Below are 24188 nucleotides of genomic sequence, written 5' to 3'. Positions count from 1 at the left end.
GCCCTTTTATCATGCATTACTTCTTCGCTTTTTCTTCTTTTACAGGAAGGTAAGCATCCAATGCGTGTTGGAACTCTTCCTCTTTGATTTCGACATCCGCCTTCTCTAGAAGTTCTTTCAAACGAGCTTCGAATGCGGCTCTTGTCAAGTTGTCTTCCACTTCTGCTTTGAGTTCCTCATCTGTTTTCTCTATCTCCACTTTACGTGTATCGAGCAACTCTATGATATGGTAGCCAAAGCTTGTTTTGACAGGCTCACTAATTTCGCCTTTTTTCAATTTATAAGCAGCAGCTTCGAATTCAGGAACCATTTTACCTTGTCCAAACCAGCCAAGGTCCCCACCAGTTTCATTAGCCTTATCTTCAGTTGAATATTCTTTCGCTAATTTTGCGAAGTCACCGCCGTCTTTTAACTTTTGAAGGACTTCTTTTGCTGTTTTCTCATCTTTAACGAGGATATGGCGAGCATGCAATTCAGTCTTTGCATTTTCTATACCAGTTTTAATCTGTTCATCAGTGACCTTCAAAGAATCGACAAGTTTCTTTTGCAACAATTGAGATTTGACATTCTTTTCAAAGAATTTTTCAGTAATACCGTTTTGTTGTAAATATAAATCGAAGTTATCACCATACATATCTTTTTGCTGCTTAATTGCTTCTTCTAATTCTTTGTCATCAACCTTATATTCATGTTCGATCGCTTTTTGAAGAAGCATGTTCTCGACGACTTGAACGCCAATCGCATCTTTCATTTCTTCATAGAAATCAGCTTGTGTAATGTTACCATATTTCGTGGATGCAATCACTTCGTCGGATGCTTTTTTATCACTGCAAGCCGATAAGGCAAGTACGGATGTAGCTAAAGAAACGGCAATTAATGTTTTTTTCATACGTTTTCTCTCCTAACTTTTGTCTACAACAGTTGATACTATACCATAAAAACGTATCGAAAACAAAAAGGTTCCATCGGATAAACAGCCTATGAGCTGAAAAATGCTTCGCATACCATATAGGAGAGAGGAGGTGCTCCAATGGGTGGATATAGCGGGCAAGGTTCCGGTTTCGCGTTGCTGGTTGTGTTGTTCATCTTGCTAATTATCGTAGGTGCGGCATTCTATTACTAAGCATCTGCTAATTACTAAAGGTCCATTTTCCTTAACGGGAAAATGGACCTTTCAAATTGTGAACTCTTCAGACCTTTAACAGGACTTCCAAGTAAAACGATAAAATTAATATGGTAATAAGTATATTTACTGTGCGATAGATCTTAGGTTGTTTTTCCTCAGGAATTTCCCTCGACTGACAAAGCGCAAATGTCATTTTGTTTATTTGATATAAGTAAAATAATGAAAACAGAACCGTTACTGTAAGGATCAAATCCATACCTCCTCTTCGTTCCTACTTAATGATAGCAGAAGCAAAACGAAAATGAAATTATTTTTCCTCCCTACCTCGTTTACAGGAAACAGAAGAAGAGGGAGCTAGCCTGGTTTTGTCATGGCGCAGCAGCCCGCTATTAGAATCTCGCCTTCTCGGATGTATGGACGGCGACCAGGTCACCTTCAGCTTCATCAAATGAATCGTCAATGTTCTTGAAGCCTTGTTCGAAAATCTCCATAAAATCTTCGCCATAGATATTGCGGATGACAGACATCACTTCCAAAAATTCAGGAAATTTACCATAAATATTTTTGATGGGAAGAGAGCCTTCCAGGATGCCATGCTCGGAATCATAATAGTTTTTATTCATATCGTGCAGCAGGGCTTCGCCTTCCTCGGTAACGGTGATGTATGTATTGCGTCGGTCATCTTCCTTTTTGGAAAACTGGACGTATCCTCGCTCTTCCAGTTTTTTTGAGAAGTTGAAAGCGGTCGATACATGCATTACCCCGAATTTTGCGACATCAGAAATCGTCGCACCTTGCAAATGGTAAGCGATCCACAGAATATGGTGCTCATTAATATTGAGATCATAAGGACGTATCCATTGCTGCCAGTCTTTTTCAACGGCTTTCCAAAGAGCCTTCGACATTTGGGCAACCCGTTGGCTATAAATCATCGCCTCTTTACGAGAAAACTTTTCTTCCAATATAAAATACCTCCAACTTCGTATATTTTACTAGTTCTTTCATTATAGCAGGAAAGTAACAAAGAAAAAAGTTGGAATTGCAATAATATTAATTTTCTGATGAAAAAAGGTTATCCCGCATTGTCAGGATAACCCATAATACTTATTGATGTTGTTCTGCGATCGACTTCTCCAGTTCTTCGAGTGAGTTTTGGATCGCGAGAATTTCTTTTTCCAATCGCACTTGATTGGAAGCAGTGGACATTTGCCATTTCTCTATCGATTCCTTTACTCCATCCACGGTCTCTGGAATATATTCCTTCGCTTCGTTTGCCAAATGCTTGACGGAACGTTTCATGTCAGCCAATTTCACTTTGACGTCCTGGAGTTTGTATTTCAAATCGCTGGATGCGCTTTTCACGGAGCCGCGCAATTCTTTGCCCGATTGGGGAGTTGAATAAAGGACCGTAACAGCGGCGGCTGCCGAGCCCGCGACAAGCCCTAAAATAAATGTGGAAGCTTTCATTTGATTCCGCTCCTTCCGTATATAATAGTATTCCTTCTATAGTTTTATTAAAACATGAGGGGCGACCCGCCGGCAAGGAAGAACGTGCTGCCGCAGGGGGCTGGACAAATAAAAAAACCTTCCGCCGGAAGCGGAAGGTGATCAATCAATTGGATAAAGCTGTTTTAAATGATGTTCGTTTCAATAGATTCACAATGATTGGATAGATAATGAAGAAGACAACCCCGTTCATCGCCATTGTCGGCAAGACAACTGTGACAAACAGCAAGCCGAACGGCACGTTGGCACCAATCACGTAAATCGCTACTGAAAGAAAGATCGTACCGGACAAAATGGTGCCGATACAAGTAATTACTGTCGAAACGACGAGCTTTTGTGAAAGTTTTTTCAGCAGTAAAACGATGGCGAAGATGACAAACGCCGTGATGAACTTGTCAATAATATTCGGCAGGAATCCGCCAGGGAAGCTGGTGAAAATTCCGGATATAACCCCGGTTGTCGCGCCAAGCAAAAAGACACTTCGCACATCAGGGAATAAGAAGATCCCGATAAACATCATCGTTAGCATGAAATCAGGCTTCATGCCCTCCCCGTAACCTGGAATGACAAGATACAACGCAGCACCGACTGCCACCAAAATGGCCATGAGCATCAAATTTTTCGTATTCATTTCTCAACTCTCCTCAACTGTTCTCTTTTAGTCCTCCTACCGTATCCTCGTGATCGGCAGCGAAAACGTACATGCATTATATAATTTTTCAGACAAACATTCAAGGTCAATGCTGTAATTGTTTTCGAATGCTGTCCGCAATCTGATGGATCCGTTCTTGTGGAAACTCTTCTACTTTCGGTTCCCACGTCGATTGGTATCCATCATTCTGGTCATATCTTGGAATAAAGTGCAAATGGAAATGGAACACTGCTTGTCCAGCAGGGGCTCCGTTGTTTTGAAGAAGGTTCAAACCGGCAGGCTTAAATTCTTCCTTTATCGCATTCGCTATTTTCGGAGCAACGGCAAATAGATGGGACGCTTCCTCTTCGGTCATGTCATAGATGTTTTCCCGGTGAGTTTTAGGGATGAGCAGCAAATGGCCTTCGCTGACAGGCATGATATCCATAAAGGCGACGACATGATCATCCTCATAAATAATTTCTCCAGGAATGGAGCCTTCAATGATTTTACAAAATAAACAACTGGTCATTGATATACATCCTTTCATCGTATGTTGTTCCCTGTTATCCAGGGAAGGGGGGATCCCCTCATGCGCTCTTTCGCAAGGCGCGGCATTAATTTCAATAGTGTAGCATATTTTTTCATAAGAAGGGTGAGATGGACGAAGCATTCCAGTTAGATTTTTGTTAAAATGAGGTGAAGAATGGAGGATGGTCATGGCAATTCTCGAAGTAGAACATGTAACAGGCGGTTATACCCGCAATCCGGTGCTCCATGATTTGTCGTTTGAAATTAAGAGCGGCGAGCTGGTGGGACTGATCGGATTAAACGGTGCGGGAAAAAGTACGACAATCAAACATATTATTGGGCTGATGAACCCACATAGCGGTGATATCCGGGTCAATGGAATGACCTTCAAGGAAAGCCCCGAGCAATACCGAAAATCCTTTACGTATATACCAGAGACACCGATCCTGTACGAGGAACTCACGCTAAAGGAACATTTGGAGCTGACGGCGATGGCCTACGGCGTCGATCGAGACGTGTTTGAGGCAAGATCGGAGCGATTGCTGAAAGAGTTTATGATGGAGAAGAGATTGAAATGGTTTCCGGCCCATTTTTCCAAAGGGATGCGTCAAAAAGTAATGATTATGTGCGCATTTCTTGTGGAGCCTTCTTTATATATTATCGATGAACCTTTTGTCGGCCTGGATCCGATCGGCATTCAATCGTTACTGGATCAGATTACGGAACGAAAGAATAACGGGGCTTCCGTCCTGATGTCCACCCACGTTTTATCGACGGCTGAAAAGTATTGCGATCGCATCATCCTGCTGCATGAAGGACGAGTTCGTGCGCACGGGACGATGGACGATCTACGGAAGGCCTTCAATCGGCCAGGCGCCTCATTGGATGAGCTGTATATCGCGATGACAAAGGAACGGAACAATGAAGGACGTGCGTAATATTTGGAGCGACCGGTTCATTCATTACATGAACGAGGTCCAGCGGTATATGAAGTTTGTCTTTACTGGACATTTGGCGATCGTTCTCGTCTTTACGATCGGTGCTGGCGGTTATGCCTATAGCAACTGGCTGAAAGAAGTGCCCGAGAACTTTCCGGCAGCACTCCTGGCATCCTTGTTAATTGCATTGCCGCTCGCTATTTCAGCTCCAGTTACCTTGTTGAAGCCGGCGGATGTCGTCTTTTTCCTTCCGCTCGAAAGTCAGCTGGACCACTATATGAAACGATCCTTGCGATGGACTTTTTTCTCGCAGCTGCCTATTCCGCTTCTTTTATTCATCGTCGCTTTGCCGCTCTTGTCTGCGACGCATACAGGAGGGACAGCGAGCTATGCGGCAACTGCCGTTTTTATTGTGCTTTTGAAATGGCTATTTGCGGAGACAGAGTACTCTTTTCATCACGCTAGAAGCGGTCATGCCATATGGATCGACCGATTGATACGGTATGTCCTGGCTTTTGCCATCCTTTATTCCGGATTGGCTGGCATGCCTTATGTATTGATCGGAGCCGGGCTGGTTGCAGCGCTGTATGATGTGTATTGGAGAAAGGAACGAAAAGAAAAACCATTCCCATATGAGCATTTCATTAAGATGGAACAAAATCGGATGATGCGGTTTTACCGGTTTGCGAACTATTTCACAGACGTTCCCCATTTGAAAGGCTCGGTCAGCAGAAGGAGATGGCTTGGCCCCATCTTATCGAACCCAGTCTTTGGGAAGACAAAGCCACAGGCATTTTTGGTCAAGCGAACATTGATCCGGACAGACGATATCTTCTGGCTATGGGTCAGGCTCACCGTTTTGTCTGTGTTAGGTGTCCTCTTCATCCCTTTTCTGATCGGCGCTTATATCTTCACGGGAGCATTGGCTTTCGCTACAGCTCTCCAGCTATATAACGCTTTGAAAATGGGCGATGATTTCCGGATGGATATGCTATTTCCGGAAAGTGACAAAGAGCGGCCGCAAGCATTGCGGACTACAGTGAGAAATGCACAATGGCTGCAGGCGCTAGTTGTAGTGGTGGGAGCATTTTTCATGTTCGGCTTGTCCCTTCAGCCTATCTTGATTGGGCTTGTGGTCATGCTTATTTCGGAAGCTACGATCCGATCTGCATCCAAAGAAGCTTAAAACCGGGACATCTCTTCCCTTGAATAGTTAAATCGGTTCAAAAAATAGAATATTCCCAAAACCCTTGCAACTATTCTGATTTGTTATGTATAATAACGAAAAGGGCATCAGGGGTGAGGGAGATGGAAAATAACTATTCGTATACAGAGTTCCTAAAAGCCGTGGGAAAAAACAGTTCGACGATGCATGCCGAAAAGCTACTGAACGAAATTTATATGGATCTGTTCCTCAACCATATCCACCGCGAGCAGACGAAGAAGAGGTTGCTGGAAATGATCGATGCATCACTTGATAACCGTGATGTCTCGGCATTTGAAAGGTATACGGATGAATTGTTAAAGTTAGAAATGGTCAATTGATGAATAAGGCGCTGTACAGTGTATCCACCTGTACAGCGTCAGACTGTAGACAAGGTCTACTCCGAGTTAAATAAGAATGAATAATCAAATCGGCAGGGAGCGCAACTTCGCTTTCCATGGGCTTGGCTTCAGTCTCCTCGTCACTACGTTCCTGCGGGGTCTTCAGCTCAAGCTATTCCCATAGGAGTCTACGTTGCGTTTCCCGCCTTAGATACACATTTTTTATGGATGAGTAACTACATGAAGACCTTTCTATTTTTTTGTAAAAGGTACTATCTTTTTTATTTTTTTAATAATTAGTTCCATTTTAGCAGAACATCCGTTGATTGGAGCGGAAGGCGGCGACTCCTGGGGGATGAGCGGGACAGGTGAGACCCCACAGGTAGCGGAGCGGACGAGGAGGCTCACCGCCCGCCCCCCGGAAAGCGACCGCCAGAAGCGGAAATCAACTTTACTAGAAATTTTAAGTGAGTAGCGGCTGTATTTTAATTTTATACGTCACAACAAATTAATATGCTTTTGTCTATGCTTGGGCGCTGTACAGAATAATCACCTGTACAGCGTTTTTATTTGTTCTGGGATAAAAGTGGGTATAGATTCGTAATAAGCAGGAATTATTTCGCTAGCTGCATAAAAAAACGTACGTTCGCTTATTTCTTTAGATATGGCGAGTACTGTGATAGAATAAAGACAATTCATTCAGGGAGGGACTCGTATGGTCCAAACTTTTAATTTACAAGCCCCTTACACGCCACAGGGTGATCAGCCATCCGCGATCGCCAAGCTCGTGCAAGGGGTAAAAGAGGGGAAAAAGCACCAGACCTTGCTGGGGGCTACCGGGACAGGCAAGACATTCACTGTTTCCAATGTAGTGACTGAAATTAACAAACCGACCCTTGTCATCGCGCACAATAAAACGTTGGCAGGTCAATTATATAGCGAATTCAAAGAGTTCTTTCCAAATAACGCGGTTGAGTATTTTGTCAGCTTCTATGACTATTACCAGCCGGAAGCGTACGTGCCTCATACCGATACGTATATCGAGAAAGACGCGACGATCAATGATGAGATTGATAAGCTCCGTCACTCTGCGACCTCTGCTTTGTTTGAGCGCAATGATGTCTTGATCGTCGCTTCGGTATCGTGCATTTACGGCCTCGGTTCTCCGGAGGAATACGGGAAGCACGTTGTTTCATTACGTCCGGGCATGGAAATCGGCAGAAATGAACTGCTTAGAAGGTTCGTAGATATCCAGTATTCCCGCAATGATATTGCCTTCACCCGAGGGACATTCAGGGTAAGAGGAGACGTCGTAGAAATCTTTCCGGCATCCGAAGATGAGCACTGCATCCGCATTGAATTTTTCGGCGATGAAATCGATCGGATCCGTGAAGTCGATTCATTGACAGGGGAGATTTTAGGAGAACGGGAACATGTTGCGATCTTCCCGGCCTCTCACTTTGTCACCGGCGAGGATAAATTGACAAAAGCCATCGCCAACATTGAGGTCGAACTCGAGGAGCGGTTGAAAGTACTGCGCGAGCAGGACAAATTATTGGAGGCACAGCGGCTCGAGCAAAGGACGCGATATGACCTCGAAATGATGAGAGAAATGGGATTCTGTTCCGGCATCGAAAACTATTCAAGGCATTTGACTTTGCGTCCGGCGGGAGCTACGCCTTATACGCTCCTTGATTATTTTCCGGACGATTTTCTCCTGGTCATTGATGAGAGCCATGTTACGCTGCCGCAAATCCGAGCCATGTACAACGGCGACCAGGCGCGGAAGCAAGTGCTTGTCGATCATGGTTTCCGTCTGCCATCCGCGCTGGACAACCGCCCGCTAATGTTCGAGGAGTTCGAGCGATATGCCCACCAGTCCATCTATGTATCTGCGACACCGGGACCATATGAGATTGAACACTCCCCGGAAATGGTCGAACAGATCATTCGTCCAACCGGATTGCTTGATCCGATCATCGAGGTGCGGCCGATCGAAGGCCAAATTGATGATTTGATTGACGAAATCAATGAGCGTACGAGGAAGAATGAAAGGGTATTGATTACTACACTTACGAAGAAAATGTCCGAAGACCTGACCGATTATTTGAAGGAGATTGGCGTTAAAGTGCAATATCTCCACTCCGAAATAAAAACGCTCGAGCGGATTGAAATTATTCGTGAACTACGCCTAGGAACGTATGATGTCCTAGTCGGCATCAACCTGCTGCGGGAAGGTTTGGATATACCCGAAGTATCTCTCGTCGCCATTTTGGACGCGGATAAAGAGGGCTTCCTCCGTTCAGAAAGATCGCTCATCCAAACGATCGGACGGGCTGCGCGGAACTCGGAAGGACATGTCATCATGTATGCGGACCGTTATACCGATTCGATGAATAAGGCAATCGAGGAGACCAAGCGGAGACGGGAAGTGCAGATGGCGTACAACGAAAAGCACGGCATCACTCCGACGACAATCAAAAAGAAAGTGCGGGATGTTATCCGGGCGACTCAAGTTGCCGAGGACGAGGTATCCTACTTAGAAAAAGCGACAAAAGGAAAGGCGTTGACGAAGGCAGAAAAAGAAACGCTCCTCGTCACGCTCGAAAAAGAGATGAAAGAAGCGGCGAAAGCTTTGGATTTCGAAAGGGCCGCGGAATTGCGTGATACGATTCTAGAATTGAAGGCTGAAAGGTGAAATGCACATGAGGAAGAATGAGATAGTCATTCAAGGGGCACGAGCCCATAACTTAAAAAATATTGACGTAACGATTCCGCGTGACAAGCTGGTCGTAATGACCGGTCTGTCCGGATCCGGGAAATCGTCGCTCGCTTTCGATACGATCTATGCGGAAGGCCAGCGCAGATATGTCGAGTCGCTGTCCGCCTATGCACGCCAATTCCTTGGACAGATGGACAAACCCGATGTGGATGCCATCGAAGGGCTGTCTCCTGCCATCTCGATCGACCAAAAGACGACGAGCCGTAACCCGAGATCCACGGTCGGTACGGTAACCGAAATCTATGATTATTTACGATTGCTCTATGCGCGAATCGGCAAACCGATCTGTCCGGTGCACGGAACAGAAATTACGTCCCAGACGATTGAGCAGATGGTCGACCGGATAATGGAGTTCCCCGAGAGGACACGACTGCAAGTGCTGGCTCCCGTCGTATCGGGACGGAAAGGCACCCATGCCAAATTAATAGAAGATATTAAGAAGCAGGGATATGTGCGGATCCGCGTCGACGGGGAGACGATGGACCTCGATGACAACATCGAACTGAATAAGAATAAAAAGCATACAATCGAAGTGGTAATTGACCGGATTGTTTTAAAAGAAGGCATTGAATCACGGTTGAGCGACTCGCTCGAATCTGCACTGCGTTTAGCTGAAGGAATGGTGCTCGTCGATATCATCGACGGAGAGGAATTACTATTCAGTGAACATCATGCCTGTCCGCTCTGTGGTTTTTCCATCGGAGAGCTGGAACCAAGAATGTTCTCTTTCAACAGTCCTTTTGGAGCGTGTCCGGAATGTGATGGGCTTGGCACGAAGCTGGAAGTGGATCCTGATCTGGTCATCCCCGATCGTGCTTTGTCGTTAAAAGAAAATGCCATCGCTCCATGGGAGCCAACCAGCTCACAATATTATCCTGAATTGCTCAAGACAGTCGCGAAGCATTTCGGCATTTCCATGACAGATCCGGTGAGCGAGCTATCGGATGAGGATTTGAACAAATTGCTTTACGGTTCGAGGGACGATCTTATCAAATTTAAATATACAAATGAATTCGGCAATACCCGTGTGAACAATATTTACTTCGAAGGGGTATTGGCGAATGTGGAAAGGCGTTTTCGCGAAACGTCTTCCGATTATATTAGGGAGCAAATGGAAAAATACATGGCGCAGCGGCCTTGTCCGGCATGCCATGGCTACCGCCTGAAGCAAGAGGCGCTAGCAGTGAAAGTGAACGGCCGCCATGTAGGCCAAGTGACAGAATTATCGATAACGGAGGCAGACCGTTTCTTTAAAGGCCTGACTCTATCAGAGAAAGACCGCCAAATCGCCAATATGATTTTGCGGGAGATTGAAGAGAGACTCGGGTTTCTCATTAATGTCGGCCTCGATTATTTAACGTTATCCCGAGCGGCGGGTACGTTGTCCGGTGGGGAAGCACAGCGGATCCGGCTGGCGACTCAAATCGGCTCCCGCTTAACCGGTGTCCTTTATATCTTAGATGAACCGTCTATCGGACTTCACCAACGGGACAATGACCGCCTGATTGGCACGCTCCAAGATATGCGGGATATCGGGAATACGCTCATTGTCGTCGAACACGATGAAGATACGATGATGGCCGCCGATTATTTGATTGATATCGGTCCGGGAGCTGGAGCGGCTGGAGGTCGGATTGTTTCTGCCGGCACGCCAGAGGAGATTATGGCGGACCCGAATTCTTTGACGGGTCAATATTTAAGCGGGAAACGTTTCATTCCGCTGCCGCTCGAAAGAAGAGAGCCGGATGGCCGGAAAGTGAGCATTACAGGTGCTTCGGAAAACAACTTGAAACATGTCGATGTCGACTTCCCGCTCGGTCAATTCATTGCGGTGACTGGCGTTTCAGGATCCGGGAAAAGTACGCTTGTCAATGAAGTGCTTTATAAAGTGCTCGCCCAAAAATTGAACCGCTCGAAGCAGAAGCCGGGCGAATTCGATTCGGTTTCCGGAGTCGAGGAACTCGAAAAGGTAATTGATATCGATCAATCTCCGATCGGTCGTACGCCGCGGTCGAATCCTGCGACATACACAGGCGTCTTTGATGATATTCGGGATGTATTTGCGATGACGAATGAAGCAAAAGTGCGCGGCTATAAAAAAGGACGGTTCAGCTTCAATGTGAAAGGCGGCCGTTGTGAAGCATGCCGAGGGGACGGCATCATTAAGATCGAGATGCACTTCCTTCCCGATGTCTATGTTCCTTGTGAGGTTTGCCATGGGAAACGGTACAACCGAGAAACGTTGGAAGTCACATACAAAGGTAAAAATATTGCGGACGTCCTGGAGATGACAGTGGAAGATGCGTTGATCTTCTTCGAAAATATACCGAAGATCAGCAGAAAGCTTCAGACGATCGTGGATGTGGGGCTTGGCTATGTTCAATTGGGTCAGCCTGCGACTACATTGTCCGGCGGTGAAGCGCAGCGTGTGAAACTGGCTTCAGAATTGCACAAGCGTTCCAATGGCAAGACGTTCTACATTTTGGATGAACCGACGACAGGTCTTCATGTCCATGATATTTCGAAATTGCTCCTCGTCTTACAAAGACTGGTCGATACAGGGAATACTGTCCTTGTCATCGAGCATAATTTGGATGTCATCAAGACAGTCGACCATATTATTGATCTTGGACCGGAAGGCGGGCAAAAAGGCGGACAGATCATTGCTACCGGAACACCTGAGGAAGTGGCGGAAGTACAGGCTTCCTACACGGGTAGGTATTTAAAACCGATCTTGGTACGGGACCGTGAGCGAATGAAAATGAAAATTGAGGAAGCACAATCCGTCAGCAAGTGAAACTTCCGCACTTCCGATTCGTATATATAAGTATTACAAAATGGGTGGCAGCCGTTTTTTGCTTACGGATGGTGATCCACCCGTTACTAATGAGGAGGCGGAACAATGCAAAATGAACGCAAACGTATCCTGACTATGGTAGAAAACGGTACCATTACAATCGAAGAGGCGCTTACTCTATTGGAAGCGATGGAGAAGAATTCAAATGGGGCCTCTGCGAAGGTGGACAATTCATCTGACACTTCGTATAAAGAGCCTACATATGAAGGCCGGGTGGAAGAAGAGCCGAAATCGGCAAAAAGGGACGAATCCATGGATGACTTCCTAAATGATTTGCGGAAAGATGTCGGGCATGTCGGAGAACGATTCATGCAATTCATGCAGACGGCTGTGCAACGGGTAAAAACTTTCGACTTCGATGCACCGTTCGGCTCAGGCAGTACATTCACACATTCTGTTATTAAACCAGTGGATGATCTGAAAGAAATCATCGTGGACATCGATAATGGGAAATTGACGATCCAGGTGAATGAAGACACTGAAAACAATGAAGTGGTTGCCGACTTCACTGTGAAGGTGTTCAATCAGAAAACAGAAGAAGAAGCGAAAGAGGAATTCCTTAAAAAACTTGTCTTCATGAATGATGAAGGCCGACTCCGTCTCGTCAGTGATTTGAAATTGACGCAAGTTAACGTGATCCTCACGGTACCGAAGAAGGATTATGAGAAGCTATCGATTCGATTGTTGAACGGGGAAACTGTTTTGAACGACTTGGCGACAGAAAAGCTGTACTGCAAGACGGCAAACGGTAAAATTGAAGGCTCCCACTTAGTTTTCGGAGAAGCACAGCTGGAAACAGGCAATGGGAAGATTCAGCTGAAGGAAGTTACCGGACAAGAACTGGATGCTGAAACAATGAACGGCCGGGTATATGTCAGTGGTGCGATCAAGGACGTGGAAGCGAAATCCCTTAACGGTCATGTCGTTGTGACAACAACTGATAATGATGCACGCAAAGTAGAAGCCCGTACAGTCAGTGGCTCTGTAGAAATCTACGTGCCATCCGACGTTCCGTTAACTGGTGAGATTTCAACGAACATGGGACGTCTTGACTTGCAGCTTCACGACGTACATCGCACACGAGTGGAAGAGCAGTTCTTGCAGCGATCCATCGGTTTCCATAAGAATTCTGAAGAAGAACGCACGCCGCTCTTCATTAATGGGGAAGCCAAAACAGGCTCAGTCATCGTTTGTTACAATGTGAAATAACATCTGAAAAGAAGAGCCGTCATGAGTTTCATTCATGACGGCTCTTATCTGTGTCGCTTGGAGCAGAATAGTGAGTAGTCCCTAAACAAACGTATAGCATGAACGGTGCCTCTCAAAAGTTCTCATGATTAGACCAGAAGTTTTATCCAATTATCCGTTCGCACGCAGAATTGATTTCAATTGAAACGGTTCATGGTAAAATGGTGCAAGGACATACGAAGAGAGGTGGGGGAATATTGTCAAAGGTGATAGTCAAGGATATACAAGAAAAGTTCGATCTTGCGCTGTTAGCAGGAGAAGCAGGACTGAACCGTAGCATTACATTAAGTGATATCTCAAGGCCTGGCCTGGAATTAGCCGGTTTTTTTGAATATTATCCCGCCGCACGCGTGCAATTATTAGGTAAAACGGAGCTAGCATTTTTTTATAGCCTTCCGGCTGAAGTTCGGATGGCACGGATGGAGCGGCTCTGCTCCGACATGACGCCTGCCATTATTGTTGCGCATGGAGAGGAAGCGCCCGAGGAGCTGCAAGCGGCTGCCGAGAAGTGCCAAATCCCCGTCCTGCAGACCGATAATCCGACTACTCGTTTTTCGGGCATGCTGACGAATTTTTTAGAGGGGCGTCTTGCGCCGATGACTACGGTGCATGGGGTATTGGTGGATGTGTATGGAATTGGCGTGCTCATTACCGGTAAAAGTGGTGTAGGAAAAAGTGAGACCGCACTGGAACTGGTGAAACGGGGCCACCGCCTGGTAGCAGATGATAGTATTGAAATTAGGCAAGTCGCCAAAAATGTATTAATCGGCAATGCGCCGAAACTGCTTCGGCATATGCTAGAGATACGGGGCATCGGCATCATTGATATGATGACGTTATTCGGGGCGAGCGCAGTAAAAGATGATAAACGTATTTTGCTCGTCATTGATCTAGAAGTATGGGATCCGGAAAAAGTATATGACCGGTTAGGCATCGATGAGGAGAAGATGGCGATCATGGACTCCGAGTTGACCAAGCTGACGGTGCCGGTGCGGCCGGGACGGAATTTATCGGTTATCATCGAAGTCGCTGCCATGGATTACCGGATGAAACGTCTTGGGATCAATGCAGCCGAGAATTTTACAAAGAAACTAGAAATGGAAATAAACAGGAAAACAATACCTGTGGAAACAGAGGGGAACGAATGATTTATGTTTGAATTAGCTGCAATCAATCCGGTTGCATTTGAGCTCGGGCCGATTTCAGTCCGTTGGTACGGCATCTTAATCACACTCGGAATCGTGTTGGCTTTCATCGTTGTGCAGCGGGAAATGGTTAAGCGGGGGATGCATCCTGATTTTCTGACGGACTTGCTCATTTGGGCCGTGCCGATCTCGATCATTAGTGCGAGGATATATTATGTTATCTTCCAATGGGATATTTATAAGGATCATCCTGCCGACATTATTAAAGTATGGGAAGGCGGCATAGCGATCCATGGAGCTCTCATCGGGGCATTCCTGACTACGTATATTTATACGAAGAAGCGTGGCATTTCGTTTTGGAAAGTCGCTGATATTGCGGTTCCGGGCATTTTGATTGGCCAAATCATCGGCAGATGGGGGAACTTCGTCAATCAGGAGGCGCATGGTGGACCGGTATCCGAATCGTTTAAGCAGAACACGATCATTCCTGATTGGATTATGAATCAAATGACGATCGATGGCGTGACATATCATCCGACCTTCCTGTACGAATCTCTCTGGAATGTTGTCGGGCTGCTGATCGTTTTAGTCATCCGGAGAATGAATCTGAAACGCGGAGAGGTGTTCTTCTTCTATCTCGTCTGGTATTCGATCGGACGATTCTTCATTGAAGGCATGCGGACAGACAGCTTGTATGGCGGGGATCTCAGGGCTGCGCAAATTGTTTCCATCATTGCCATCATAGCTGGAGTGAGCCTGTTCATTTACAGACGTTTCATACAGAAAGTAGAAGTGAACTATCAAGATAAATAAGCAAGGGGCCGGGGAAATGAGAACAGTACAAAATGGCTTGAAAGCAGGATTGAAAACGACATGGACATTAGGGAAGATCATTTTCCCGATTACAATCCTAGTTGTCATCCTGCAGCATACACCGATTTTGCCGTGGGTCGTGAAGCTGGTTTCCCCTTTCATGGGAATATTCGGCCTTAGTGGGGAAGCGGCCATTCCGCTCGTGTTAGGGAATGCTTTGAACTTATATGCGGGCATTGCGGGTATATTATCGCTTGATCTGACCGTGAAGGAAGTTTTCATTATCGCCATCATGTTAAGTTTTGCCCACAATATATTCATCGAGACCGGGGTGGCATTGAAGGTCGGGGTTAAACTTTGGGTCGTCCTCGTCGTCCGGTTCGGTCTGGCGGCATTTTCCGGCATTATCATCAACCTTTTCTGGAAAGGCGGAGGCGAACTTGCGAAGTATGGCATGGCGCCCCAAGCGACTGCCGCACCGGAAGGCTGGGTTGAAATCGGGCTTCTTGGTTTACAGAAAGCTTCCTTCGGCATTTTACAGTTGGCACTCATTGTCATTCCATTGATGGTGATCGTCCAATTCTTGAAAGACCGAAATTATTTACAAAAGTTTTCAAATGGATTGGCACCTTTTACAAAGGTAATCGGAGTTCAGCCGAATGCGTCAATGACACTTGTCGCAGGTCTTGTCATCGGATTGGCTTATGGAGCCGGCGTGATGATTCAGGCAGTGCAGGAGGACGGCGTCAGCAAACGAGATGCCACATTAGCTTTTATTTTCCTTGTCGCCTGTCATGCCGTAGTGGAAGATACGCTGATTTTCGTGCCGCTAGGCATTCCAATTTTGCCTTTATTGCTCATCCGCCTTGTGACTGCATTTGTGCTGACCATCGTAGTGGCCTATTTTTGGAAGCAAGCTGAACGACAGAAACAGAAGGAGGTCATTGTGAATGGCTAAACCAATCAAAGCATTACTATTCGATTTTGACGGTACGTTACTGGATACAAATGAATTGATCATCCAGACATTCCAAACGGTGCTCGACCGTCATTACCCAGGAAAATATTTGCGTGAACATATTATCCCCTTCCTCGGTCCAACTTTGGTGGAGTCGTTCGGTACAGTAGATCCTCTAAAAGCAGATCAGCTTGTAACGGAATATCGGGATTGGAATCTTGAACATCATGACGAATTGGTTACGGAGTTCGAAGGAGTAGCCGATACGTTACATAAGCTGCATGCATTAGGTATAAAAATGGCGATTGTCTCTACAAAGAGACATGAGATGATCCTGAGAGGGTTGCGCCTTCTTCAAGTGGAAGACGTATTTGAGACGATTATTGGCGTGGACGATGTGCAAAAGCCCAAACCGGATCCCGAGCCTCTCCTGCTTGCATTGCAACGATTGGGTGTTGAAGCGGATGAGGCCATCATGATCGGAGATAACTATCATGATATAGAAGGTGGAAAGAATGCCGGCGTCCGTACAGCGGGCGTTGCCTGGTCCCTTAAGGGAGAGGCATTTTTACGAACGTATCATCCTGATTATATGCTGCAGCATATTTCTGATCTTCTTGCTATTGTAAATGGAGAAGAACAGTGAGACGGACGGAGAGGTATAAGACGGTAGGGGGCGCTAATTCCCTCTGGCATATATATAAGACAGTCTCCTTTTGGAAAGTGGCAAAAAACTTTTTGGTTATTCAGATCGCCCGCTATACACCGTTCATCCCGATGAAGAACTTTCTGTATCGCACGTTCTTGAAGATGGAAATCGGTGATCGGACATCCTTCGCCTTAATGGTCATGCCGGATACGATGTTTCCGGAACGGATCAAAGTAGGAGAGAACACGATTATCGGTTTCAATACGACGATCTTGGCACATGAGTATTTGATTGACGAATACCGCCTTGGCGATGTGGTGATCGGCAGCGAAGTGATGATCGGAGCCAATACGACAATCTTGCCTGGCGTGGAGATTGGCGACGGGGCCATCGTCTCGGCGGCTTCCCTTGTCAATCGGGATATCCCGCCTGGTTCTCTCGCAGGCGGCAATCCGGTACGCATTATTTATACAGCGGAGCAAATGCGCGAGCGCAAGGCAAAAGAGGCCCCGTTGACGGATTCTGTCAAAAAGTGATGACGATACTAGAAGTTATGATATAATGAAGCAAGTTTGTTGGAAGGGACGTACTGTGCGTTCCTTCTAACTTTTTTCGGAGGAATATGATTGGATAATAAGCGTAACAACATAAATAAGAAGGTCATTTCATTTATCCCGGATGGTGAGTTTTACTATAAGAAGGGCTTGCAGGCGATGCAGCGCGACAAGTTCAGCGATGCCCATAAATATTTTGGGCGCGCAGTTGAACTAAGCCCGAATGATCCTCTTATTCTTATGCATTACGGTGTACTCGTAATGGAGGAGGGGCGTTTTGAGGAAGCCTATGAATTGCTGACAGCTGCTCATGGCTTGAACCCCGAAGAAGAGGAAATCATTTTTTACTTGGCAGAAGTGCATGCCCACTTAGGCCTGCTTCGTGACGCCAAGATTTATGCGGAGAAATATATTGCTCTCGCACCGGACGGCCCCTTGGCAGATGAGTCGATGGAAATCATCGATTTTGCTGAGCAAGAGGAAGCGTACTTCGATGAAGAAGAGATGCCGGACAGTGAAGTGTATTTCTTGCAGGAGAAAGCGCGCCGGCTCATGGAGTCGGGCAACTTTGAAGAGGCGGTCGACATTCTGGAGTCCATCATCGTCGATTATCCAGAGTTTTGGGCAGCCTATAATAACTTGGCACTGGCGTATTTCTATATTGGAAAAATAGCGCCCGCCAAGGAGTTATTAGATGAAGTCTTACAGAAGAACAAAGGGAACTTGCATGCCCTCTGTAATCTCGCGGTCTTTTATTATTATGAGAAAGATAAGGAGAAACTCGATTCCTTACTTGAACTCTTGTTAAAGATCAAACCGTATCAGTTTGAACATCGCTACAAGCTAGGCGCGACGTTTGCGCTTGTCGGCAAGCATGAGGAAGCATACAACTGGCTGCGCAGCTTGCAAAAGAGAGGGTTTGAAGGGGATGCGGGCTATTATTTTTGGCTGGCCCACTCCGCTTATTTTTCGGGGCACGAGGAGATGGCGAAGCAAGCGTATGCCAAGCTCGTCGAATTGGATCCGTCCAAGGCAGGATTTGAACCTTGGAAAGACGTCCATTCATCTGCCCGGCCGGAATCCTATGAGCAAGACCGGGAATTTTTGCTTAGCAAAATCGCAAACAAATATCGCAGTGAAAGACTGTTAGGGTTCTATTTGCTCGGCAAATCTGCGCATAAGCAGGAGATCATTTCGCATCCTACGTATATTGATGTTTCAAAATTAAGTGTGTACGAGCAACTGTTTCTTGCGCATAGCCTGCATTATGATTTTTCGGCAGGAGCCGGATTTGAAGATTACTTCTTGCGTGCTCTGGAAACGACAGATCTGCTCTATGATGCATATCAGCCGTTAGATAAGGAAGGAACGCATTTATTCCAAATGTGGTTCACCCTATGTGAAATGGCGCTCGTCAAAAAATACCCATTCAAAAACCCGCATGCCCTTGCCGCTGCGGCTGATTATATGTTCCTGTCATCCCGGCACCCCGGTGTGACGAAGACCGCCTTGGCTGAAAAATACGGTATTTCGGTGAAGACGTTGACGAAATATGTCAATGAATTGATTGAGTTTCTCCCTCACTTCAACTCCTAAGCTAAGGAAGGATGTCGAAGCAAGCAGAAAAATTGAATGGTCTACTAGAATCTTATATGATTTGAGCAGGCTTACTTGTATCAGAGGAGGAATTTTCATGTCAACTGAGAAGATTTATGATGTGATTATAATTGGAGCTGGTCCTGCGGGAATGACAGCTGCGGTTTATACATCTCGCGGCAGTCTGTCGACGCTAATGCTGGAACGCGGTATTCCTGGCGGCCAGATGGCAAATACAGAAGAAATCGAAAACTATCCGGGCTTTGAGTCCATCTTAGGACCGGACTTATCGACGAAGATGATGGATCATGCGAAGCGTTTCGGTGCGGAATACGCATACGGCGACGTGAATGAAATCATCGACGGAGAAGAATACAAAACAATCATCTCCGGTAAAAAACAATATAAAGCACGCTCCATCATCATCTCAACGGGTGCGGAATATCGTAAGATGGGCATCCCTGGAGAAAAAGAACTTCAAGGCCGCGGCGTCAGCTATTGTGCGGTATGTGACGGTGCGTTCTATAAAGACAAAGAGATCGTCGTAATTGGCGGCGGTGACTCGGCTGTTGAAGAAGGCACATACTTGACTCGCTTCGCGAAGAAAGTAACGATTATCCACCGCCGTGATGAGCTGCGCGCACAAAAGATTCTTCAAGACCGTGCGTTTGCGAATGAAAAAATCGATTTCATATGGAATTCGACTGTCAAGCAAGTGAATGGCGAGAACAACAAAATCAGTTCTGTCACACTCGTTTCGACTGTGGATGGTTCCGAGACAGAATTCAAAACAGAGGGTATGTTCATCTACATCGGCATGGACCCTCTGACAGCGCCATTCAAGAACCTAGGCATCTTGGATGAAAACGGCTATATCGTAACAAATGAGGAGATGGAAACATCCATCCCGGGCATCTATGCAGCAGGCGATGTTCGTCAAAAGACGTTGCGTCAAGTTGTTACAGCAACTGGTGACGGAAGTATTGCCGCACAAAACTGCCAGAAGTATGTTGAGGAATTGGCGGAGAAGCTAGAAGCCAACGCATAAGAAGCAGGGATGTATCAATTGGATCTGGTGAAGTAAAATGGATTTCCTCGCCTGATTTATTAAAATCCTACTTAATCAAACCTTAATATGCCTGTAATGGTAATGAAACAACTTTAGGTTATAGTAGAAGTATCAATTGACCCCCCTTTTTATATAGCAAGTTTTAAGGTGATCTGCCGTTCTTCGGTCAGGTTGCCTTCTTTTTTTGTTGTTGCATCAAAATCGTTGTATACTAGTTATATGCATGCTAAAAAGTGAGGAACGCCTATGCAAAGAATCGCAAATTTACTTGTCGTCAAGGACGGGCAAGTTCTTTTATTAAAAAAGCCAAGAAGAGGTTGGTATGTTGCGCCCGGCGGCAAGATGGACCCGGGCGAGTCGATATATGAGGCAGCCATTCGTGAATTCACTGAGGAAACTGGAGCTGTGCCAGTAAAGCCGCATCTGAAAGGCATCTATACGATGATGATCATGGATGAGGAAGGCAAAGAAGTGATGGACGAGTGGATGTTGTTCACATTTGCCGCGACCGACTTAACGGGCACACCGTACGAGTCGAACAGGGAAGGTGAGCTGGAGTGGCATGACACGGAAGCGCTGCACACATTGCCGATGGCAGAAGGAGACCGCATGAATCTCTTGTTTGCTGTGTCAGAGCCACAGTCCATCCAGTACGGCACGTTTTATTATACCGAGGAATTTAAGTTGTTGCGATATGAACTTCAAAATTCAACGGAGGGTGATTGACTAGAATGGAAAACGAAAAACCGAACAGTGATGTAGAAGTCGTTATCATTACCGGCATGTCAGGTGCCGGGAAAACCGTCGCGATGCAGAGTTTCGAGGATTTAGGGTTTTATTGCATCGATAATTTGCCGCCTGAACTGATGGTAACATTTTTAAATCTAATGATGAGATCTGAAACGAAAATGCGACGTATCGCGGCTGTCATGGATACGCGCGGCGGCGATCTGTTTGATTCGCTCATTGGTGCACTCGATGAGTTGAACCAGCTGGAAGGAGTTTCTGTCAAGCTGCTGTTCCTGGACGCAGAAGATGAAACCCTGGTCAGACGCTACAAAGAGACTCGGCGTTCGCATCCGTTAGCCGAAGGCGGCCTGCCGCTCACCGGCATCCGGAAGGAACGGCTACTGCTTTCAGAATTGAAAGGCCGGGCTCGCTCCATCTATAACACTTCGAAACTGAAGCCGCGAGAGCTGCGAGAGAAGATTATGGCTGAGTTCTCCGCTAAAGGAAGCACGTTGTTTACGGTCAATTTCATCTCCTTTGGTTTCAAGCATGGCATGCCGATTGACGCGGATGTAGTGTTCGACGTCCGGTTTTTGCCAAACCCGTACTACATCCAGGAGTTGAAGCCGAAAACTGGATTGGAATCGGAAGTATCGGAATATGTCCTGAAATGGAATGATACGCAGATGCTGATCGAGAAACTGACAGATCTGTTTAAATTCCTCATCCCGCAATATAAAAATGAGGGGAAATCCCAAGTGGTCATCGCTTTCGGCTGCACTGGGGGCCAGCACCGTTCGGTTACGTTAGCCGAGTACTTTGGCAATCGGTTCAAGGAAGAATACCGGACGATCATTACCCACCGGGATATTGAGAAAAGAAAGGGTTGACAACATGATGCAATCCGGTAAAATGAAAAAAATTGTCGTCTTTGGAGGCGGCACCGGATTGTCCACATTGCTGCGCGGATTAAAGAAATTCCCTGTCGAACTGACCGCAATCGTTACGGTAGCTGACGACGGGGGGAGTTCCGGGAGGTTATTGGATCAATACAATATTCCACCTCCTGGGGATATCCGCCAAGTAATGGCAGCGCTTTCAGATGTTGAGCCTTTAATTGAGAAGATGTTCCAATATCGTTTTGCGACATCTGACGATCTAAAAGGCCATTCACTAGGCAATCTGATGCTTGCTGCACTGACCGATATTACCGGGGATTTTGCCCGGGCAATCGAGAAGATGGGCAGGGTGTTGAACATCAAAGGGAAAGTCTTGCCAGCTGCCAATCAACGAATTACGTTGCATGCAGAACTGGATGATGGGACAATAGTGACAGGGGAATCGAAAATTCCCGTGTATGGAAGCAAAATCAGAAGGGTCTATCTGTCTCCGCAAGAGGTAGAGCCGCTGCCGGAAACGGTGGAGGCGATTCAACAAGCGGATTTGATTATCTTCGGACCGGGCAGTCTATACACAAGCATCCTTCCGACCATCCTGGTACGGGACATCCGGGATGCGGTAGTGGCGGCTGCGGCGAAGAAAATATATATTGGCAATCTGACAACGCAGGCGGGAGAGACCTATCGCTATACAGCGTCAGAGCATGTAAAAGCACTGCATGATCATGCGGAAACAAATTTTATTGATACGGTTCTGTTGAATGGGACGGATTTATCAGCCGAGCTGCAAGCGGAGGGACTTTCCGGCCAAGTGTGGCAAGTGGAGAATGATATAGAGGTGCTGCGGGAAATTGTGCCCCGGATCTTTATTGAGCCCATTTCAATTGTAACTGACGGCAGGGTCATCCATGATGCGGATAAAGTTGCCTCATGGGTAATGGACTTTATTGAAAATGAAACGGCTCGTTAACATGTGGAAGTGCCGGGAAAGGGGTTTATCATGTCTTTTGCGGCAGAAGTGAAGAAGGAATTGACGCAAGTGGAGTCCGATGATTGTTGCATCAAAGCCGAGATTTCGGCATTCATTCGGATGAACGGCGCTCTCTCCTTCTCGAACAAACAGCTGAGCCTGGATGTTCAAACAGAAAACGCGGCGATTGCCAGGCGTTTGTATTCCAACGTCAAGAAACTATATCCTTATAAAGTGGAATTGCTCGTACGGAAAAAAATGAGGCTGAAGAAGAACAATATATACATATGTAGAATCAGGGAAGGTGCCAAACAGCTTCTCGAGGATTTGTATATTTTGACTGGCACATTTCAGTTTAACAATGAGATTGCGGCACCTTTAGTCGAAAATGACTGTTGCAAACGAGCGTATTTGAGAGGCGCTTTCCTGGCCGGTGGGTCAGTGAACAATCCTGAAACATCTTCCTATCACTTGGAGATGTTCTCTTTCTATAAGGAGCATAGTGAGGCGCTGGTGGAATTGATGAACAGTTTTTATCTAAATGCCAAATCGATCGAGCGGAAAAAAGGCTATATCGCATATTTGAAGGAAGCGGAAAAGATTTCTGATTTCCTCAGCCTGATCGGAGCCCATGTTTCCTTGATGAAGTTTGAAGATGTGCGGATCCTGAGGGATATGCGAAATAGCGTGAACCGACTCGTCAATTGCGAAACGGCTAACCTGAACAAAACGATCGGGGCGGCGCAGCGGCAAGTGGAGAATATCAAGTTCATTGAAAGCACGATCGGAATTGATCAATTGCCGGACCGTCTGCAGGAGATCGCGCGTCTGCGCGTCGAAAACCAAGATATCACCTTGAAAGAATTAGGGGAAATGGTGTCAGGCGGTCCGGTCAGCAAATCAGGAGTGAATCATCGGCTGCGCAAAATCGAAGAGATTGCAGATAAGCTTCGGGGCGGCGGCATTGAGTAATAGATGAAATCAGTGAGTGGAGAGGAGCCAAGTGTTATGGTGGAAAAAACAGTCGAAGTGAAAATGAAAACCGGGTTGCAGGCTAGACAAGCAGCCTTATTCGTCCAAGAAGCCAACCGCTTCTCGGCGGACGTCTTTTTAAAGAAGGACGAGCGTCAAGTGAACGCCAAAAGCATCATGGGCATCATGAGCCTGGCAGTAGCAAGAGGAACGTCCATCACGTTGATGGCGGATGGCGTGGACGAAGATAAAGCGATTGATACGCTTTCTGCGTTAGTGGAAAAAGAGAACTGATAAAATAAAAGTGCTGGATCCGCATGGCAGTCCAGCACTCAATTTAAAGATGAACGCCGTTTCTTTGAAAAGGAACGGTTCGTTTCGTTGAACATAAAAAAATACTTTATCCAGATCAAATCGGAATAAAGTATTTGAGGACGCCCTCGGCAGGAGTCGAACCCACATTTCAAGAACCGGAATCTTGCGTGCTATCCATTGCACCACGAGGGCATATATAGGGTCCATATCTGTAACGGACAAGTTTCATTATACAAAAGAAGTGGAATGAATGCAATAGGTTTTTTAAAATGCATTATATTTGACCATTGTTGACTATAATAGGTATGATAAGGGTACAGTTGAAATACACTTTCAACAGACTGATAGTAACATC

Annotated in this window: 25 protein-coding genes and 1 tRNA gene; 19 read left to right on the top strand and 7 right to left on the bottom strand. The window is 46.2% G+C overall.

Annotated elements, in window-relative coordinates; all coding sequences use genetic code 11:
- Positions 1-16: 16 nt before the first annotated feature.
- Positions 17-889, bottom strand: coding sequence for a peptidylprolyl isomerase (locus L7D49_RS12130; RefSeq protein ID WP_238081189.1), 873 nt, complete (start codon positions 887-889; stop codon positions 17-19).
- Positions 890-1030: 141 nt separating this feature from the next.
- On the opposite strand from L7D49_RS12130, the gene L7D49_RS12125 reads away from it, so the two are divergent.
- A complete protein-coding gene (locus L7D49_RS12125) occupies positions 1031-1123 on the top strand; it encodes a YjcZ family sporulation protein (protein WP_238081187.1) in 93 nt (30 codons plus the stop codon).
- Between the two features lie 67 nt (positions 1124-1190).
- Here L7D49_RS12125 and L7D49_RS12120 read toward each other — a convergent pair whose 3' ends face one another.
- The 5 genes from L7D49_RS12120 to L7D49_RS12100 form a co-directional block, all read right to left on the bottom strand.
- Positions 1191-1382, bottom strand: coding sequence for a hypothetical protein (locus L7D49_RS12120; RefSeq protein ID WP_375709196.1), 192 nt, complete (start codon positions 1380-1382; stop codon positions 1191-1193).
- Between the two features lie 133 nt (positions 1383-1515).
- Positions 1516-2091: an HTH-type transcriptional regulator Hpr gene (locus L7D49_RS12115; RefSeq protein WP_336246393.1), complete on the bottom strand. Its 576-nt coding sequence runs from the start codon at positions 2089-2091 to the stop codon at positions 1516-1518.
- Between the two features lie 139 nt (positions 2092-2230).
- Entirely contained in the window at positions 2231-2593 is a 363-nt protein-coding gene (locus tag L7D49_RS12110) for a YtxH domain-containing protein (RefSeq protein ID WP_238081183.1), read from the bottom strand.
- Positions 2594-2738: 145 nt separating this feature from the next.
- Entirely contained in the window at positions 2739-3263 is a 525-nt protein-coding gene (locus L7D49_RS12105; protein WP_238081181.1) for a tryptophan transporter, read from the bottom strand.
- Positions 3264-3369: 106 nt separating this feature from the next.
- The gene (locus tag L7D49_RS12100) at positions 3370-3795 is read right to left on the bottom strand and encodes an HIT family protein (protein ID WP_238081179.1); all 426 of its coding nucleotides are present in this window, start codon (positions 3793-3795) and stop codon (positions 3370-3372) included.
- Positions 3796-3982: 187 nt separating this feature from the next.
- Here L7D49_RS12100 and L7D49_RS12095 point away from each other — a divergent pair, with 187 nt between their 5' ends.
- The 18 genes from L7D49_RS12095 to L7D49_RS12010 all read left to right on the top strand — a co-directional run bounded on the left by L7D49_RS12095 (position 3983) and on the right by L7D49_RS12010 (position 23812).
- A complete protein-coding gene (locus L7D49_RS12095) occupies positions 3983-4732 on the top strand; it encodes an ABC transporter ATP-binding protein (protein WP_238081177.1) in 750 nt (249 codons plus the stop codon).
- The gene (locus tag L7D49_RS12090; RefSeq protein ID WP_238081175.1) at positions 4716-5918 is read left to right on the top strand and encodes an ABC transporter permease; all 1203 of its coding nucleotides are present in this window, start codon (positions 4716-4718) and stop codon (positions 5916-5918) included. Before L7D49_RS12095 ends, L7D49_RS12090 begins: the two co-directional genes overlap by 17 nt.
- A gap of 122 nt (positions 5919-6040) precedes the next feature.
- The gene (locus tag L7D49_RS12085) at positions 6041-6277 is read left to right on the top strand and encodes an IDEAL domain-containing protein (RefSeq protein WP_238081173.1); all 237 of its coding nucleotides are present in this window, start codon (positions 6041-6043) and stop codon (positions 6275-6277) included.
- Positions 6278-6992: 715 nt separating this feature from the next.
- Positions 6993-8975, top strand: coding sequence for an excinuclease ABC subunit UvrB (uvrB, locus tag L7D49_RS12080; RefSeq protein ID WP_238081171.1), 1983 nt, complete (start codon positions 6993-6995; stop codon positions 8973-8975).
- A gap of 7 nt (positions 8976-8982) precedes the next feature.
- A complete protein-coding gene (gene uvrA, locus L7D49_RS12075; protein WP_238081169.1) occupies positions 8983-11856 on the top strand; it encodes an excinuclease ABC subunit UvrA in 2874 nt (957 codons plus the stop codon).
- Positions 11857-11961: 105 nt separating this feature from the next.
- Complete coding sequence (locus tag L7D49_RS12070) at positions 11962-13125, top strand: DUF4097 family beta strand repeat-containing protein (protein WP_238081167.1); 1164 nt, start codon at positions 11962-11964, stop codon at positions 13123-13125.
- 236 nt (positions 13126-13361) lie between these two features.
- Positions 13362-14312 carry an HPr(Ser) kinase/phosphatase gene (gene hprK, locus L7D49_RS12065; protein WP_238081165.1) on the top strand — a complete coding sequence of 317 codons (951 nt, stop codon included), beginning with the start codon at positions 13362-13364 and terminating at the stop codon, positions 14310-14312.
- Between the two features lie 3 nt (positions 14313-14315).
- Complete coding sequence (gene lgt, locus L7D49_RS12060; protein ID WP_238081163.1) at positions 14316-15122, top strand: prolipoprotein diacylglyceryl transferase; 807 nt, start codon at positions 14316-14318, stop codon at positions 15120-15122.
- A gap of 16 nt (positions 15123-15138) precedes the next feature.
- On the top strand, positions 15139-16080 hold the full coding sequence (locus L7D49_RS12055) for a nucleoside recognition domain-containing protein (protein WP_238081161.1): 942 nt from the start codon (positions 15139-15141) through the stop codon (positions 16078-16080).
- Positions 16073-16726: a pyrophosphatase PpaX gene (ppaX, locus tag L7D49_RS12050; RefSeq protein WP_238081159.1), complete on the top strand. Its 654-nt coding sequence runs from the start codon at positions 16073-16075 to the stop codon at positions 16724-16726. The genes L7D49_RS12055 and ppaX overlap by 8 nt, the downstream gene beginning before the upstream one ends.
- The gene (locus tag L7D49_RS12045) at positions 16723-17265 is read left to right on the top strand and encodes an acyltransferase (protein WP_238081156.1); all 543 of its coding nucleotides are present in this window, start codon (positions 16723-16725) and stop codon (positions 17263-17265) included. The genes ppaX and L7D49_RS12045 overlap by 4 nt, the downstream gene beginning before the upstream one ends.
- A gap of 90 nt (positions 17266-17355) precedes the next feature.
- Positions 17356-18879, top strand: coding sequence for a tetratricopeptide repeat protein (locus tag L7D49_RS12040; RefSeq protein WP_238081154.1), 1524 nt, complete (start codon positions 17356-17358; stop codon positions 18877-18879).
- A 97-nt stretch (positions 18880-18976) separates the two neighbouring features.
- Positions 18977-19927, top strand: coding sequence for a thioredoxin-disulfide reductase (trxB, locus tag L7D49_RS12035; protein ID WP_238081152.1), 951 nt, complete (start codon positions 18977-18979; stop codon positions 19925-19927).
- A gap of 267 nt (positions 19928-20194) precedes the next feature.
- Positions 20195-20674 (top strand): 8-oxo-dGTP diphosphatase, encoded by a 480-nt coding sequence (locus L7D49_RS12030; protein ID WP_238081150.1) that lies wholly within the window; start codon positions 20195-20197, stop codon positions 20672-20674.
- Between the two features lie 5 nt (positions 20675-20679).
- A complete protein-coding gene (gene rapZ / locus L7D49_RS12025; RefSeq protein WP_238081148.1) occupies positions 20680-21567 on the top strand; it encodes an RNase adapter RapZ in 888 nt (295 codons plus the stop codon).
- A gap of 4 nt (positions 21568-21571) precedes the next feature.
- Positions 21572-22546: a gluconeogenesis factor YvcK family protein gene (locus tag L7D49_RS12020; protein WP_238081146.1), complete on the top strand. Its 975-nt coding sequence runs from the start codon at positions 21572-21574 to the stop codon at positions 22544-22546.
- Positions 22547-22576: 30 nt separating this feature from the next.
- Positions 22577-23518: a DNA-binding protein WhiA gene (gene whiA, locus L7D49_RS12015; protein WP_238081144.1), complete on the top strand. Its 942-nt coding sequence runs from the start codon at positions 22577-22579 to the stop codon at positions 23516-23518.
- A 36-nt stretch (positions 23519-23554) separates the two neighbouring features.
- Positions 23555-23812 carry an HPr family phosphocarrier protein gene (locus L7D49_RS12010; protein WP_238081142.1) on the top strand — a complete coding sequence of 86 codons (258 nt, stop codon included), beginning with the start codon at positions 23555-23557 and terminating at the stop codon, positions 23810-23812.
- Positions 23813-23953: 141 nt separating this feature from the next.
- Here the strand turns inward: L7D49_RS12010 and L7D49_RS12005 are convergent.
- Positions 23954-24025, bottom strand: a tRNA-Arg gene (locus L7D49_RS12005).
- Positions 24026-24188: the final 163 nt, after the last annotated feature.

Source organism: Sporosarcina cyprini, from assembly GCF_022048975.1.
GTDB lineage: Bacteria > Bacillota > Bacilli > Bacillales_A > Planococcaceae > Sporosarcina > Sporosarcina cyprini.
Note: the sequence above shows the minus strand (reverse complement) of the source record. Positions and strands in the feature narration are given on the sequence as shown.

Coding starts and splice junctions, on each gene's coding strand:
- L7D49_RS12130 (WP_238081189.1), bottom strand. CDS start 889: ATGAAAAAAACATTAATTGCCGTTTCTTTAGCTACATCCGTACTTGCC.
- L7D49_RS12125 (WP_238081187.1), top strand. CDS start 1,031: ATGGGTGGATATAGCGGGCAAGGTTCCGGTTTCGCGTTGCTGGTTGTG.
- L7D49_RS12120 (WP_375709196.1), bottom strand. CDS start 1,382: ATGGATTTGATCCTTACAGTAACGGTTCTGTTTTCATTATTTTACTTA.
- L7D49_RS12110 (WP_238081183.1), bottom strand. CDS start 2,593: ATGAAAGCTTCCACATTTATTTTAGGGCTTGTCGCGGGCTCGGCAGCC.
- L7D49_RS12105 (WP_238081181.1), bottom strand. CDS start 3,263: ATGAATACGAAAAATTTGATGCTCATGGCCATTTTGGTGGCAGTCGGT.
- L7D49_RS12100 (WP_238081179.1), bottom strand. CDS start 3,795: ATGACCAGTTGTTTATTTTGTAAAATCATTGAAGGCTCCATTCCTGGA.
- L7D49_RS12095 (WP_238081177.1), top strand. CDS start 3,983: ATGGCAATTCTCGAAGTAGAACATGTAACAGGCGGTTATACCCGCAAT.
- L7D49_RS12090 (WP_238081175.1), top strand. CDS start 4,716: ATGAAGGACGTGCGTAATATTTGGAGCGACCGGTTCATTCATTACATG.
- L7D49_RS12085 (WP_238081173.1), top strand. CDS start 6,041: ATGGAAAATAACTATTCGTATACAGAGTTCCTAAAAGCCGTGGGAAAA.
- uvrB (WP_238081171.1), top strand. CDS start 6,993: ATGGTCCAAACTTTTAATTTACAAGCCCCTTACACGCCACAGGGTGAT.
- uvrA (WP_238081169.1), top strand. CDS start 8,983: ATGAGGAAGAATGAGATAGTCATTCAAGGGGCACGAGCCCATAACTTA.
- L7D49_RS12070 (WP_238081167.1), top strand. CDS start 11,962: ATGCAAAATGAACGCAAACGTATCCTGACTATGGTAGAAAACGGTACC.
- lgt (WP_238081163.1), top strand. CDS start 14,316: ATGTTTGAATTAGCTGCAATCAATCCGGTTGCATTTGAGCTCGGGCCG.
- L7D49_RS12055 (WP_238081161.1), top strand. CDS start 15,139: ATGAGAACAGTACAAAATGGCTTGAAAGCAGGATTGAAAACGACATGG.
- ppaX (WP_238081159.1), top strand. CDS start 16,073: ATGGCTAAACCAATCAAAGCATTACTATTCGATTTTGACGGTACGTTA.
- trxB (WP_238081152.1), top strand. CDS start 18,977: ATGTCAACTGAGAAGATTTATGATGTGATTATAATTGGAGCTGGTCCT.
- L7D49_RS12030 (WP_238081150.1), top strand. CDS start 20,195: ATGCAAAGAATCGCAAATTTACTTGTCGTCAAGGACGGGCAAGTTCTT.
- rapZ (WP_238081148.1), top strand. CDS start 20,680: ATGGAAAACGAAAAACCGAACAGTGATGTAGAAGTCGTTATCATTACC.
- L7D49_RS12020 (WP_238081146.1), top strand. CDS start 21,572: ATGATGCAATCCGGTAAAATGAAAAAAATTGTCGTCTTTGGAGGCGGC.
- whiA (WP_238081144.1), top strand. CDS start 22,577: ATGTCTTTTGCGGCAGAAGTGAAGAAGGAATTGACGCAAGTGGAGTCC.
- L7D49_RS12010 (WP_238081142.1), top strand. CDS start 23,555: ATGGTGGAAAAAACAGTCGAAGTGAAAATGAAAACCGGGTTGCAGGCT.